General features: G+C 33.3%; 8 protein-coding genes. 2 read left to right on the top strand and 6 right to left on the bottom strand.

Annotated features, from left to right (window positions below):
• Positions 1-58: 58 nt before the first annotated feature.
• The 5 genes from ASC72_RS21140 to ASC72_RS21120 all read right to left on the bottom strand — a co-directional run bounded on the left by ASC72_RS21140 (position 59) and on the right by ASC72_RS21120 (position 8,130).
• The gene (locus ASC72_RS21140; RefSeq protein WP_056195622.1) at positions 59-1,744 is read right to left on the bottom strand and encodes an MBOAT family protein; all 1,686 of its coding nucleotides are present in this window, start codon (positions 1,742-1,744) and stop codon (positions 59-61) included.
• Position 1,745: 1 nt separating this feature from the next.
• Positions 1,746-3,077, bottom strand: a complete 1,332-nt coding sequence (locus ASC72_RS21135) for a GDSL-type esterase/lipase family protein (RefSeq protein ID WP_241775771.1) — start codon at positions 3,075-3,077, stop codon at positions 1,746-1,748.
• 82 nt (positions 3,078-3,159) lie between these two features.
• Entirely contained in the window at positions 3,160-4,644 is a 1,485-nt protein-coding gene (locus ASC72_RS21130; protein ID WP_056195617.1) for an SGNH/GDSL hydrolase family protein, read from the bottom strand.
• Positions 4,645-4,918: 274 nt separating this feature from the next.
• The gene (locus ASC72_RS21125; RefSeq protein ID WP_056195614.1) at positions 4,919-6,001 is read right to left on the bottom strand and encodes an HmuY family protein; all 1,083 of its coding nucleotides are present in this window, start codon (positions 5,999-6,001) and stop codon (positions 4,919-4,921) included.
• Positions 6,002-6,018: 17 nt separating this feature from the next.
• Positions 6,019-8,130: a TonB-dependent siderophore receptor gene (locus ASC72_RS21120; protein ID WP_056195610.1), complete on the bottom strand. Its 2,112-nt coding sequence runs from the start codon at positions 8,128-8,130 to the stop codon at positions 6,019-6,021.
• Positions 8,131-8,235: 105 nt separating this feature from the next.
• Here ASC72_RS21120 and ASC72_RS21115 point away from each other — a divergent pair, with 105 nt between their 5' ends.
• A complete protein-coding gene (locus tag ASC72_RS21115; RefSeq protein ID WP_056195606.1) occupies positions 8,236-9,138 on the top strand; it encodes a DUF6607 family protein in 903 nt (300 codons plus the stop codon).
• Between the two features lie 91 nt (positions 9,139-9,229).
• Here the strand turns inward: ASC72_RS21115 and argS are convergent, their stop codons facing one another.
• Positions 9,230-11,008, bottom strand: coding sequence for an arginine--tRNA ligase (gene argS, locus ASC72_RS21110; protein WP_056195602.1), 1,779 nt, complete (start codon positions 11,006-11,008; stop codon positions 9,230-9,232).
• A gap of 322 nt (positions 11,009-11,330) precedes the next feature.
• Here argS and ASC72_RS21105 point away from each other — a divergent pair, with 322 nt between their 5' ends.
• A complete protein-coding gene (locus ASC72_RS21105) occupies positions 11,331-13,748 on the top strand; it encodes a TonB-dependent receptor domain-containing protein (RefSeq protein WP_056195600.1) in 2,418 nt (805 codons plus the stop codon).
• Positions 13,749-13,835 lie beyond the last annotated feature (87 nt).

Below are 13,835 nucleotides of genomic sequence, written 5' to 3'. Positions count from 1 at the left end.
TCGCAAAGAATATAAAAACTTTGCGACTTCGCGTCTTTGCGAGATTAATTCATTCAGCCTAGAACTGAAAGTAAATAAACGGCTGCGAACCTGCAACTGCTGTAGCGTAAACGATCCAGTAAACGAAGCCCAGAATTACAGCTTTTAATAGTAATGGCGTATTATCAAAAACCCATTTCATTTTGTCTGTGATAACTTCCGGTAAGAAATGCCAAACGTAACCGAATAACATCAATAAAAATACATTTTTGTATCCCAAAACTATAGCTTTCCAATTCTCTGGTTCGAAAGTTAACTGGCCAATATTGTTGATTACCTGCAACGCTGTTTCGAAATCTCTGGCACGGAAAAAGATCCAGCAGAAAACTACAAAATGAAATGTGATTACGATGGAAAAAAATCTCCATAAAAAGTTAGGCCCTTTACCGTCTTTTTTGGAAGGAAAAAATTCTGTGAATATTTTATGAACTGCCAAAGCTAAACCGTGTAAAGCTCCCCAAACAATAAACTGTGCTCCCGCTCCGTGCCACAAACCGCCTAAAAGCATAGTGGTAAACAGATTGAAATTGGTTACCAAAGTTTGTTTTCTTTTGCTTGATAATAAAAATGACAAACAGAAAAGTCCAATTCCGCTTAATGCTATGATTAATGGAATGATACTCTCGTTGTAACTCGTAATTCCCCAAAGTAATAATCCGAAGAAAAATAAACTTGGGAATAAAAATCCGGCGAAAGAACCTTCTCGATTTCCTCCGATCGATATATATAAGAAGTCTTTCAGCCAGGTTGAAAGCGAAATATGCCATCTTCTCCAGAAATCAGTTATAGAAGTCGATTTATAAGGCGTTCTAAAGTTGGCTGGTAATTTAAACCCTAACAATAAAGCGATTCCGATTGCCATATCCGAATATCCTGAGAAATCACAATAAATTTGAATGGCATATCCGTAAGAGGCCATTAAATTTTCGAATGATGTATAACTCATCGGCGTATCAAAAACACGGTCGACAAAATTTATAGAGATGTAATTTGAAATTACCGTTTTCTTGATCAATCCTCCAATAATTAAAAACAAAGCATTGTTTACATCTTGTCTTGTCAAGTTCAATTTTTGGTAAATCTGTGGAAGAAAATCTTTTGCACGCACAATTGGCCCAGCGACTAACTGCGGGAAAAACGAAACGAAAAATAGATATTCAATATAGTTTTTTGTCGGTTTGATTTCTTCTCGGTAAATCTCAATAATATAACTCATCGACTGAAAAGTATAGAACGAAATTCCGACAGGAAGAAAAATATTATGAAGTGCGAAATGACCATTGAACATGTCATTGTACGTCACAATCATGAAATTCATGTACTTGAAATACCCAAGTAATCCCAAATTCAGAATAACGCTTATTACCAAATATAATTTCTTCGTACTATCTTTAGTAGTTTTGTAGATAATCTGGCTCAGTCCATAATCGACAACCGAAGAAAGTAATAATAGTAAAAAGTAAATTCCGCTTGACTTATAATAAAAGAAAAGCGAGAATAGAATAACGTAAGTTAATCTCAAGTAAAATGTTTTGCGCAAAAAACCATACACAAAATAAAAAACCAGAAATAATCCCAGAAACAAACCAGTGTTAAATAATAATTTTTCGTCGGGATTATAAATAAACCAACTTTTAGCCTGTTCGATGGTAACTTCTCCAAAGTTTTGAACAAACCAATTATTTATGCTATCAATTGTAATCAATTTAATTTTTTAATTTAAAATTATCGTATGCTTTTAAAAACGCCTGTGTAAACAAGTTTCCTTGTTTTTCGTATCCTTTTTTAGAATAATGAACATAATCCGGACCAATTAATTTTTCCGCTTTTAATTTTCGGACACCTTCCATTCCACCAAATTCATCATATAAATCCCAAACTGCAAAACCATCTTCTTTGGCAATTCCGAGGATACTTTTTGCATAATCATGAACGTAAACATTAGGTCTTCTTGCTTTAAGCAAAGAAGGTGGCGGCGTCATCACAATTATAGGAACATTGATATTTTGATCTTTTATGTTTTTTATAAACTGGCGTAATTCTTTAATATAAGCCGAAGCTTCCATGTGATCGTAGCTTTCATTTGTTCCTAGCGAAAAAACAAGCAAATCCGGATGCAACGTTTTTAATTGCTCAAAGAATAAGGGATATTTATTATAATCTGAAAATTTTGCGCCATTTACACCAATACTGCTATAGATTAATCCGGGAGCATCTTTTTCTAAAACAATTCCATTTAGCTCAAATTTTAAAGCGTCTTTATTCGGAATCAAAAAGATTTTATCCAATGCTTTTTCCGAATTATAATAATGTGAAAATGAATCGGATTCGACATTTAAAGAAACAAACGCTGAACTTTTGATCGTTTTTGGTTTTGTTTCATTCGTTGGAATTTTTAATGTTCTTCCGGCACGAATGTTATTCGATTTCAAACCATTTGCTTGTTTAATTTCAGCAACCGAAATATTATATTTATCCGCAATTGTTGAAATTGCTTCACCCTTTTTTATTTTATGTTTAATTACTTTTCGCTCCGTCGACTGAATAATATTGGTTTGAGATGACGTTGCCAAATCAAACATATTCTGATTCTGAGGTGTGATAATCTTAATTGTATTGAATTTGTAAGCAGGATCTTTCACATTCAGTTCCACTGCAAAACCGCCATTATCTCTCCAAAGTCCAATGCCGCTTAAACCAACCGGGTAATTTTTGTGAGGATGAATGTTTCGATAACTTTCCCAGGTTCTGTTAGAACGAAAACGCTCGTTATAAGATCCGTTTGTTTTAGCTAGTTGATACGGAAAAACCAAACCTCGTCCTGCGTTTCCAAATCGTTGTTGCAGGTTTTTTCTAATTTCGTTGGTCATTAAATCACTCTGAATATGAGAATCACCAATATGAACAATATTTATCTTTTGACTTTGATGTACATCATTTTCATTTAATTTCTGAAAAATGCTTTCTAAAACTTTTGCATTATAAATCCTATCATCAGAAAAAGAATCAATCTTAGTTGTATCAGTTTTAGTACTCATAGGTTTGGGTATTGGAAGTGAGACCGTCTTTTCTATTTTATCATTTGGAGATAAAAAAAGACAACAGAAGAAAATAATAAGTTTATTCATTTACACTATCTTTTTTTACAGAAACAGAATCTGTGTTTGTTTTTCGTGCTGCCCTTTGCTGGCGGGAAGTTGCATCACGTTTCTCTCTTAAGATTTTATATTCTTCGTAACCTTTATTCAATTGATCGTATAATAATCTGCCGATTGCTTTCGCGCCACGCTGATTAAAATGGGTATAATCTTTATTGGCTCTTGCCGGAGTTTCATCAACCCATTTTACCATAGATCCGTCTCCGCCCATTAAAGTGTATAAGTTTACAAATCCCGATTCTGATTCTAAAGCGTATCTTTTTTGCGCTTTCATTAAAGGAACAACAGCTGAATCCGTTTTCATTTCCAACTCATATTTTGTTGATTTATCAGCAGTCGAAACAATCAGAATAGAAACTCCCGGAAAAGATTCCCTGATTTTATTGACAGCCTTTTTCATTCCTTTTTCGTACCAATGGTAATTTTTGGTTCCATAATTTAAAACGTTGGTTCCGTAATGTAAAACAATCAAATCGTATTTTAAATAAGAATTGAAAGTTCTCATTACATCAGCATCAAACATCGAAATTGGCAATCCCGAGTTTCCTCTTTGTGAAAAATTATCCACATGAACACCGCTTCCGTTATCGAAATTGAAACCATAAATTGGAATAGAATCAGCATGAACAAAATTAGCTTTGAATGCTTTTATACTTCCTGAAGTTACTTTTAGACTGTTAACCAAATTATTTGGAACAAGATTTTTTCGGAGTGTGTCTTTACCAATGATAAAGTTCACATTCCCTCTTTTACCTGCTTTCCCATAAAACAAAGTTGGATTATCTAAAGTCGTTGCATATTTATTCGTTCCTGCTTCGTATTGAACCCAGGTTGGATTGGTTTTATCATTTGCGAAAAATACATGACCGTTTACTCCAAAAGGGCTTATTGGTCTTTTTACATTTAAATAGGATTGTGTTTTCCAGTTTTTCGAATAAACCGATTTTACCGAACCTCTTGATGCAGCAGATTCTGAAGTTATAGATACAAATCCAACTCCATTCCCTCCAAAACGTTCCTGATAATTGGTTCGAACATCCTGAACAATTAAATCTCCATCGGTCATTGAATCCCCATAATAGGCAATTCGAACTTTAGATTGTGGATTCTTTTCCAGTTGATATAACTTTTCATAAAACGAAACCAAATATTGATATCCTTTATAATTTTCGAAAGTTTCTGAAGGGAATTCGATTCCTTCTGTATCTTCAAAAACAATTTCTTGCTGTGCTTCTTGTTGCTCTGCTTCGGCAATACTGTCGCTTTCAAGCGATAAAGAGTCATTGGCAACAGATTCCAAAAGCATACTATCAATTAGTACATTTTTAGAATCAATTTTACTATCGGAAAAAATTTTATCCGGCAAAATTTGTTTGAATCCAATAAAGGCGATGAATGCCAGCGCGACAATTGCGAAAGACTGAAAAAAATAGGACTTTGTATTCACTTATTATTTATAATTTGAAGAATGGCTTATATGAAATTTATTAAAATTTCCTGTTAATTCGACATTAAAAAAACAGGCACAAATATAGGGTTAAACATTAATTTATAGCCCTTTTTTAAATTAAAATAAAAAACAAAAAAAGAGGTTAGATAAAATCTAACCTCTCTCAAAAAAAAATAAAAAAAACAAAGCTAATGATTAACTAATTTTTAATTCGGATTCTTTCAGAGTTTGAAATATTCCTGTAATTTTTTAATGCTTTTTTGATATATTTTTAGTTTAAGATAGCATATTCTAAAGTAGTATTTCCTCTTACACCTGCATCATTTGTCATTGTAAGGAATTTAACTTTGTAGTAATTGCCAGCAGTATCTTTAACAACATAAAAACGGTCGGTTCTAATACTTGGCAATGAACCTGGTCCACCACCATTTCTCCAATTAGCACCAATAATTCTTTGATCTGTTACAGAAGCTGTAAAATTAGCTTCAACTACAGAAGCTTTTGTAAAACCAGCATAAGTAATAGCATCTGTAACTAACACTTGATAAACTTTGGTTCCCCCTTTTAGATTTGTTGTAATAAAATCAGCGTAGCCATACGTAACTTCGCCTTGACCCATATTTACGTAATTAGTAAAAGTGGTGAAATTTAAATCCCATTTTACTTTTTCTGGTTCTACTGAAACAGTAGCTCCAGATGTTAAACTAAAGTATGAGAAATTATAAGCCGCATCTTTAGAAATAGTTTTTTCTGTAAAAGTTGCAGAATTTAAGTCCGCATATTGAATTTTATATCCATTTCCGCTTCTTAAGATTCTAACTTTTTTCCAGCCTCTTGCTTCCCCGTCAACCTCTACTGAACCAACACCTGGTTGTTTAGTAGAAATCGCTAGTCCTAAATTCACTAAATATACTTTGTTATCATCATCTGTAGCTGAAATTTCAGCAATTGCAGTCCCAATTCCCGCTCCTGCTCCTTCCAAAACACCTGTCGGATTGTCAACATATCCATTTGACGCAGCATTTCCTCCACCAATAGCTAAAACACTTGGATCACTAGTTTGAGGTAAAGTAATATCTGAAGTAGCTAATTTTTTTACAGCCATCTTAAGAGATCCGTTTAAAATAACTCTAAATTCTGCCCCTGTAGAAAATCCAAAATCCCAAGTAGTTCTATTTACTGATTTAGACTCCTGAGAACTTAAATCAAGGTAAACCTGATTTGGCTGATTTGCCCCACCAACAGAAGCTGATAAAGTTGCTCCCACAGTTGGGATTTCAACTTTAGTATCGTCATCATTTGAACATGATGCTAGTGATAGTAACGCGATTGATAAAAATAATAACTTTTTCATTGTATTTTGTATTTATATTAAAGATTAAGGTTATATGCTAATTTCAGATAATAGGACCGTCCATAGGCAAGCATTACTTCTCCTGGCCCTGCGTGTCCTGCAGCGCTCCCGGTTCCGGTTTGAGTGACATTGGTTACATCAAGAATATTTCTTGCCCCAGCGGTTACTTCGAGATGATCCTTGAAGAAATTTTGGCGAATAGAAGCATCGAGCCAGTTACTTGGAGCAACTTCAGACAAAATATAAGATGAAGCACCTTCAATAAATTGCTGTGTTTTGCCATTGTATTTATAGTATCCTGAAACAATCGTTTTCCATTTTGGAAGTGTGTATGAAAAACTTGCGTTTAAGTTGAAAGAATACAGAAATTTATCATCTGATGAAAACACCAGATTTTCAACTTTCTGTGAAATTCCAATCAATGCTGCTCCAAAATTAAAAGTGAAATTATCTTTTCTCAATTGATTCATAGTTGAGAAATTCCACATTTTATATTTACTGATGTTGATATATTGATATTCCGGGTTTCCTGTATCCGGGTTAAATCGTACTAAAGCCATTCCGATTCGGTCATCAACATTTAAATAACTTCCGGCAAATGTGTTTGAAAGTTGCAAACCAGATGAAAAAGAAGTTAATTTTTTAAGACTGGTTTCATAAGAAGTACTTGTTTCCGGAATTAGATTTTCATTTCCTGTAAAAAAGTGTCCGTCAAAAATTTGTTTCGAATATAATTCGTCAAAAGTTGGCGTTCTGAAAGAGTTTCCATAAGAACCGCGAAGTTCAATCCCTTTATCAAACAAATATCTTAATCCTAAAGATGAAGCGTATTGATTATCAAACTGAGACTGTGCAGAAAATCTTAATCCCGGTCTTATCGAGAATTTATGAGTTGCCATAATCTCTGAAGAAGCAAAGAAATCATAGTTTTCAAGCGTTTTACGAACTGGACTAAAAATGTTATTTGCTTCCTGAACTAATGAATATCCACGATTATTTACAAATTCATATCCTAATTGAAGGTCAATTGTTTTATCTGAAAAGAAGTTATTTAAAGTTCCTGTAGAATAAAGAACTTCCATAGACTGATCTTTTACTGTCACATTATTCGCTTCTGTTTTGGTAGCTAAATAATATCTAAAATCTTCTACATCTCGTTGTTGTTTTTGATGCGAAAGCGAAACATTATAATTTAATTGTGAAAATAACTTTCCTGTTGCATTTAAATTATGAAAATATCGGTTTGTAAAATACCTGCTATCTTCACTATAACGGTAAGAACCTAATGTACTATTATAACCCGATTGAACAGTGCTATTGTAATAGTCTACATCTTCGTCTAAAAATTCGAATTTATAAAAGAAGCGAAAATTATTCTTTTGATACGCTATTGTTGCTGTCCCGTTTAACTGTTCTTTCGGAAGCCATCTGTAACCACGAGTACCATCATTTTCAGCATAATTTACTCCGTTTTTATCATCTAAATAGCCTTGAAAATCATTACGATTAATTCCGGCCGAGGCATACCAATGATCGTTGAATGTATGAGTAACCCTGAAAGACTGAATGTGACGTCCTTTATCAAAAAGGGCATACTCATTATTAACCGTTTCTTCCTGAATAAATGCTGTAATTCCCCATTTATATTTTGAAGTTTTTTTTGTTATGATATTTAAAACGCCACTTACTGCATTAGCTCCGTAACTCACTCCCATTGAACCTTCAACAATTTCAATATGATCAACATCGTTAAGATTAATTTGAGATAAATCTATATTATTACCAAGCCCTGCCTCATTTATCAGAGGAACATTATCAACTAAAATCTTGAAATATTGTGCATCTAACCCAAATAACGAAACCGTAGATCGTCCGCTTGTTCCGCTTGGCGTAACGGTAATATTTAAATATTGATTTAAAACGTCTGATAAATTATTGGCAGCTAAATTTTGAATATCCTGATTGGAGATAACACGAACATTAAATACTGATTTTTTTATGGATTGAGGTTCAAACTGTCCGGTAACAACAACCTCTGAAAGTTTATTTACAGCTGTGGAATCTTTCTTCTGTGCAAAAGAAATTTGACAACAAACAAGTAAGGTAAACAAGCTAATTTTAATTTTCATTATTTTTATTGAGTCTGAATAATACCGCAAATATACAACTATTTTTATTTGTTCTAAATAAAATTTATATATTTGCAAAAATAATTTAAAACAAAATAATAAGTTATGATTACAAAAAGCCTCTTCATTTCAGCCGTAACGGCTTTGACTTGTACTCTTGGGTTTAGCCAGGATAAAAAACAACAAGACATCAAATCGATCAAATCAATGTGTGGTTGTTATGAAGTGAAATTTAATTTTACTGAAACATTTCAATATCCAAAAGATACTCTTACTTACAAGCCATCTGAGACTAAACATGAATCTGCTTTGGAATGGGTTGAATTATTGGAGGACACACCAAACAAAATTGTGATGCAGCACTTACTAATTGTAAGCGATGATATGATCATCAAACATTGGAGACAAGACTGGCTTTTTGAAAACACAGACTTATATTCATTCGATAAAGGAACATCCTGGAAATACAAAAAACTAGACAAGAAAGCTGTAAAAGGACAGTGGACTCAAAAAGTATATCAGGTAGATGATAGTCCAAGATACGAAGGATCATCAACCTGGGTACATGTTGACGGAAAAGATTATTGGGCAAACGTTGCTGATGCTCCTCTGCCAAGAAGAGAGCAAACAAAACGTAATGACTACAATGTTTTAAAAAGAAGAAACATTCATGAAATCACTTCTACAGGATGGAACCATGAACAAGATAATGACAAATTGGTTAGAGATGACAGCGGAAAAGACGTATTGTTAGCTCAGGAAAAAGGATTTGATGTTTACACTAAAGTGCCGGACAGTAAATGTGCCGCTGGTCAAAAATGGTGGGCAGCAAACAATGCTCTTTGGAAAAACGTTCGCGACAAATGGCAAACGCTGTTTGAAAGACACCAGGACTTAAACTTAGAAGCTAAAGTGGATAGAAAAGCGTTGTATTCTCTTTTGTTTGATTTAAAACCAGACGCTTCAAAAGCAGAAACAGACAAAATTATCGACAAGTTCGTGAAATAAAATGGTTTGTGTTAGTTGTAAAAAAGCCGGTAGTTTTAACACTATCGGCTTTTTTTTATTGTCGTTTATCGAATGAATTCTGAAACCTATTTTACATTCTCTCCGGAACTTCAATTCCTAATAATGTAAAAGCAGACTTTATAACTTCAGCCACTTTTTGAGAAAGCTGCACTCTGAAAATCTTTTTCGTCAAATCAACTTCTCCTAAAATATGAACGGATTGATAGAATGAGTTATATTCTTTTACCAAATCATACGTATAATTTGCAATCAAAGCCGGGCTATGATTTTGGGCAGCATTTTGAATTACCTCCGGAAAAAGTTCGATTTGTTTTACCAATTCTTTTTCTTTTTCATGAAGCTCTTCTGTATTTGTTTTTGCTGAAAAATCAAAATCGGCTTTACGGATAATTGATTGAATTCTCGCATAAGTATATTGAATAAACGGACCTGTATTTCCGGCAAAATCAACAGATTCTTCAGGATTAAATAAAATACGTTTTTTAGGATCTACTTTTAAAATGTAATATTTCAAAGCTCCAAGACCAATTGTTTTATATAGTTTTGTTTTTTCTTCGGCAGAATAACTATCCAGTTTTCCTAAATCTTCAGAAATTTGTTTTGCTGTATCGGTCATATCCTGCATCAAATCATCAGCATCTACAACAGTTCCTTCACGGCTTTTCATTTTTCCGGAAGGCAAATCAACCATTCCGTATGATAAATGATATAAGCTTGAAGCCCAATCAAAACCTAGTTTCTTCAAGATTAAGAATAATACTTTAAAGTGATAATCCTGCTCGTTACCTACTGTATAAACCATTCCGCCAACATCTGGCATATCTTTTACACGTTGAATAGCAGTTCCAATATCCTGTGTCATGTAAACCGCAGTTCCGTCAGAACGCAATACGATTTTACGATCCAAACCTTCATCTGTCAAATCAATCCAAACTGAACCATCAGGATCTTTTTCGAAGACACCTTTATCAAGTCCAACCTGAACCACATCTTTTCCTAATAAATAGGTATTACTTTCGTAGTAATAACGATCAAAATTAACTCCAAGATTGGTGTACGTTGTAGCAAAACCATCATAAACCCATTGGTTCATCATTTTCCAAAGCTCGATTACTTTATCGTCACCAGCTTCCCATTTCTTCAGCATATCTTGTGCTTCAACAATAATGGGTGCTTGTTTTTTTGCTTCTTCTTCGGTTTTTCCGGTTTCGATTAATTGGTTAATTTGTGCTTTGTAAACTTTATCAAACTCCACATAATATTTACCAACTAATTTATCTCCTTTTAAACCCGTACTTTCAGGAGTTTCTCCCCTTCCGAATTTCTCCCAGGCTAACATCGATTTGCAGATATGAATTCCACGATCGTTGATGATCTGAGTTTTGTATACTTTTTTACCTGATGCCTTAATAATTTCAGCTACAGAATATCCTAACAAATTGTTACGAACGTGCCCTAAGTGTAAAGGCTTATTTGTATTTGGTGAAGAATACTCCACCATTATTGCTTTATCTTCTGAGTTTGGCGTTACATATCCAAACTTTGTATTGTCTTTTATTTCATTAAAGAAATTCAAATAATAACTATCTGCTATTACAATATTCAGGAAACCCGAAACCACATTGAAGCGGGCCACTTCAGAAACATTTTCAACTAAATAATTTCCGATTTTATTTCCAAGTTCTGCAGGATTGCTTTTGATCACTTTTAGTAATGGGAAAATTACCATTGTAATATCGCCTTCAAACTCTTTTCGGGTAGTTTGAAATTCAATTTTATCAACAGTAACATCAAATAATGCTTGTATTGCTTTTTGTATAGAAGGTGTAAGAATTTGTGATAATGACATGTAAACTTATTTTAAAGTGAGCAAAGATACTGCTTATTCATCAATTACAGAAAATGAAAAACATATAAAATTGAATAAAACACGTAGAATTTCTTAAAAAGCATTTGGTTTTTAATGTTAAAATTATCAAAAAATTAAAACGCTAATCTCCTATAAAACAGCACTCATAAAATAAAAAGATATTTTTTTGATTTTTTTCTGTAACATATCCACAATAAAAGAGTCTTAATAGGAACTTTGAATTCATTTAAAGCCAAAAAAAATCTAACAAAACAAAAAACAATCATCATCAATCAAATCAAAATAATCAACTAGTACTATTATGAAATTAAAATTCTTTCTGTTCGCATTACTAGGAGTAATCGCAACAGCTCAGGCCCAAAACACGGGAACAGTGTCGGGAAAAATCTCCGAAAAATCGAATAACGCGCCAATTTCTTACGCAACAGTTTCTATCAAAGACAATGGAAAGGTAGTTTCTGGAGTCAATACAGATGACAATGGTGACTTTACAATTAAAAATTTAGCTTTAAAAAGTTATACGATCGAAATTCAATACATTGGATTTAGAAAATACATTGGTTCTGTAATTTTAAGCGACAATAAAAAAACCGCAACTGTAAATATTTCTCTTGAAGAAGAAGCTACTCAGTTGAAAGGAGTAAATATTGTAGCTGAACGTTCGACAATGGAACAAAAAATTGACCGAAAAGTAATCACTGTCGGAAAAGATTTGACAACAGCAGGAGCTTCTGCATCTGATATTATGAGCAATATTCCATCAGTAAACGTTGATCAGGATGGAAAACTTTCACTTCGTGGAAACGACAATGTACGTGTATTAATTGACGGAAGACCTTCAAATATTGATCCTGCACAATTGTTAAAACAAATTCCATCAACTTCTATCAAAAAAATTGAGTTGATTACAAATCCGAGTGCAAAATACAATCCGGAAGGAATGTCTGGAATTATCAATATTATTTTACACAAAAATGCCAACACTGGTTTCAACGGAAGCTATAGTGGCGGTATTACTTTTGGAGAAACGGCAAAATACAATCAGTCATTAGATTTGAATTATAAAACCGGAAAAGTAAATTTCTTCGGGAATGTAGGACAAAATTTCGGAACTTATCAAAATGAAGGCCATATCAGAAGATTAGATCAGGATGTAAATCAAAACTTAGATATTTTGAACGATAATGATAATTACCTGTATAAAGTGGGGATGGACTATTTAATCAATGACCATAATACCTTGTCTTTTTATACCAATCAAAATAAATCAACCGGAACTGGAATTGTACTAACTGATATCGATTATAACAATGGCGATCCAAACATTTTAAACATATATCAAAATTCAAGATACCACGGCCCAAGCAAAACCGGAACTTACAACTTGGCTTACAAACACATCTTTAAAAAAGAAGGACATACTTTAGATTTTGAAGGAAACTATAGTGATACTAAAGTAACGCAAAATGCTAGTTTCGACACGCAAACAACAAGACCTGACAATACAACGAATGATATCGTGTACAGTGATTTTATTGGGGATAAAAGAAAATTAAGCACAATCAATGTTGATTATGTAAATCCGTTAAACGACAAAACCACTCTTGAAGCTGGTGCTGAAGCGAGAATAACACGATCAAATAATAATTATAATACCGGCAATCCTTTAGTTGCTACAGAAGATCAGGTTTCTAATTATACGTATGACACTGATATCTATTCAGCTTACGTAACTTTTGGTCAGAAATTCAAAAAATTCAGTTACCAATTAGGAACTCGTTTTGAGAGTTATAAAGTTGCTGCGAACTTAAATCATGGCGACACAAAATTTGATGATGACTATATTACTTTATATCCATCAGCATATTTAACGTATAATTTAAATGAGAAAAATGTATTGCAATTAAGCTACAGCCGTCGTGTTGACCGCCCAAGTTTAGAGCAGACAAAACCTATTCGTGAGTTTTCTACTCCATTAATAACATCATACGGAAATCCTCAATTAAGACCTCAGTTTACAAACTCTGTCGAAATGAATTATACTAAAACCCTTGAAAAAGGAAGTATAACTGCAGGTGTTTTCGTAAGAAGCATTAATGATCAAATCAGCAGAACTTTAAGTCCTGATCCAAATGATCCTTCAGGATACAAACAAGTTTTAAGTTTCACTAATTTTGATAACAACAGTTCTTATGGTTTTGATGTTTCTCTTAACTATAAACTTACAAAATGGTGGGATATCCAGCCTTCTATTGATTTTTCAAGCATAAACCAGGAAGGTGTCGTTTTTGAATTTAATCCTGCAACAGGTACAAGTTCACCACTTCAAAGAAGTGTTACAACTTCAGCATTTAATGCTCGTATGAACTCAAATTTCAAACCAACAAAACGTTTAAGCTTTTTATTATTCGGTTTTTTCAGAGGACCGGTTAATGAAATTCAACAAAAAAGAAATGAAATGTACAAAATGGACATTGGTTCGCGTTATACATTGTTAGACAACAAGATGAACATCAGTATACGTTTCAATGACGTGTTCAATACCATGAAATATTCTTTTGACGGAATTTATCCTTATCCTCAAACGGGTGAGTTTACATGGGAAAGTCAAACGGTGTATGTTGGTTTAACCTACAACTTTGGTGGTGGAAAAATCAAAAGCTTACAACGTAAACAAAGAGAAGATAACACTAACAAAGGTGGTGGTGGAATGTTTTAATCCCACTTTTATTAGTAGATTTTAATAGTTCTTGTAGAAAAGAAAAGCCTGGAGTATGCCAACTCCAGGCTTTTCTATTTTATAAAC

Source organism: Flavobacterium sp. Root420 (genome assembly GCF_001427905.1).
In the GTDB taxonomy this organism is placed as follows: Bacteria; Bacteroidota; Bacteroidia; order Flavobacteriales; family Flavobacteriaceae; genus Flavobacterium.
The sequence above is the reverse complement of the archived record's forward strand: the minus strand, read 5'-3'. Positions and strand labels throughout refer to the sequence as shown.

What these genes read in the sequence shown, in the direction of transcription:
- ASC72_RS21135 (WP_241775771.1), bottom strand. Translation starts at nt 3,077, where the DNA reads ATGAGTACTAAAACTGATACAACTAAGATTGATTCTTTTTCTGATGAT.
- ASC72_RS21125 (WP_056195614.1), bottom strand. Translation starts at nt 6,001, where the DNA reads ATGAAAAAGTTATTATTTTTATCAATCGCGTTACTATCACTAGCATCA.
- ASC72_RS21120 (WP_056195610.1), bottom strand. Translation starts at nt 8,130, where the DNA reads ATGAAAATTAAAATTAGCTTGTTTACCTTACTTGTTTGTTGTCAAATT.
- ASC72_RS21115 (WP_056195606.1), top strand. Translation starts at nt 8,236, where the DNA reads ATGATTACAAAAAGCCTCTTCATTTCAGCCGTAACGGCTTTGACTTGT.
- argS (WP_056195602.1), bottom strand. Translation starts at nt 11,008, where the DNA reads ATGTCATTATCACAAATTCTTACACCTTCTATACAAAAAGCAATACAA.
- ASC72_RS21105 (WP_056195600.1), top strand. Translation starts at nt 11,331, where the DNA reads ATGAAATTAAAATTCTTTCTGTTCGCATTACTAGGAGTAATCGCAACA.